The organism is Proteus sp. TJ1640 (genome assembly GCF_003144445.1).
In the GTDB taxonomy this organism is placed as follows: domain Bacteria; phylum Pseudomonadota; class Gammaproteobacteria; order Enterobacterales; family Enterobacteriaceae; genus Proteus; species Proteus penneri.
In genome coordinates this window covers 1-1,409 of the sequence record NZ_PENY01000008.1, presented here as the reverse complement: position 1 = coordinate 1,409, position 1,409 = coordinate 1, and the positions used below count along the sequence as shown (strand labels likewise).

1 protein-coding gene is annotated in these 1,409 nt (G+C 47.3%); it reads left to right on the top strand.

What is annotated here, in order from left to right:
* Positions 1 to 1,409, top strand: a 1,409-nt coding sequence (locus DK861_RS02790; RefSeq protein ID WP_204101241.1) for a hemagglutinin repeat-containing protein, incomplete at both ends; no start/stop codon positions are given.

Genomic DNA, 1,409 nt, shown 5'->3' with positions numbered 1-1,409 from the left:
AAGTTACAGTCGTCTTGTGGATACCGCCCAAGAAAACGTGGTTGGAAGCACCTTTAGCGGACAGCAAGGTGTTGAAATTACTGCCAGTGAGGGTGATATCAATTTAACAGGTAGCACTTTACACAGTGAAAAAGGGGCTGTTGATTTAAGCGCCACACAAAATATTAATCTCAATACCTCGACAGAAACCCATACGGAGTTTTTAGAAGAACATTCAAAGAGTAAAGGATTTTTAAGTTCTAGTCAGACTCATACTCTCCAAAATGATCATGTGACACGTGAGCAAGGTAGCGTCGTCAGTGGAGAGCAAGTCAATATTCAAGCGGGTAACGATATTCAAGTTACAGGCTCTTCGGTGGTCGCAGAAAACGATGTCAGCTTAACCGCTGGTAACAATGTCGATATCACCGCTGCGACCGAGACCGACTCGCATTATCTCCTCGAAGAGAAGAAAAAAAGCGGACTAATGAGTAGCGGTGGCATTGGTTTTAGTGTGGGTAAACAATCCTCCCGCCATGAAGTGGATGAAAAAGGCACCACCCAAAGCCAAAGTGTCAGTACCATTGGCAGCACACAAGGTAACGTTAATATCACAGTTGGCAACAAACTGCATGTGGGCGGCGCTGACCTGATTGCCCAGAAAGACTTAAACCTCAGCGGTGACAGCGTCCAAATAGACCCAGGTTATGATGAGCGTACCCGTACTGAAACCTTTGAAACCAAACAAAGTGGGTTTAGTGTTGCACTCTCTGGAAGTGCAGGTAGCGCCCTCAATACTGCCGTCAGCACCGCACAACAAGCTCGCAAAGAAAGTGACGGTCGTTTAAGTGCCCTTCAAAACACCAAGGCAGTATTATCCGGCATCCAAGCTCAGCAAGCGGTTGAGTTAGATGGGCTGAAAACCGATGCAGCCAATGCACACAACCTTGCCAACAACCTCAAACCGGGCGATAAAGACTATCAAAAAGGCGCCACCAATACGGTTGGTGTCAGTGTGTCTTACGGTAGCCAATCGTCGAAAAGCGAAACCCATACCGACAGCCACCAATCTCAAGGCAGTACCTTAAATGCCGGACAAAATCTGTCGATTACCGCAACAGGTAAAAATAAAGATACGAACCCANCGTCGAAAAGCGAAACCCATACCGACAGCCACCAATCTCAAGGCAGTACCTTAAATGCCGGACAAAATCTGTCGATTACCGCAACAGGTAAAAATAAAGATACGAACCCAGACAGCGGTAATATCACGGTTGTTGGCAGTGAACTCAAAGCCGGCAAAGACTTATCACTGTCTGCCACGCAAGATATCAACCTTGTTTCTGCCCAAAATACCGAGCAAACCACCAGCCAAAACCGCAGCAAAGGCGGCAGTATCGGGGTTGGTGTAGGTGTGGGTGAAGGTGGCT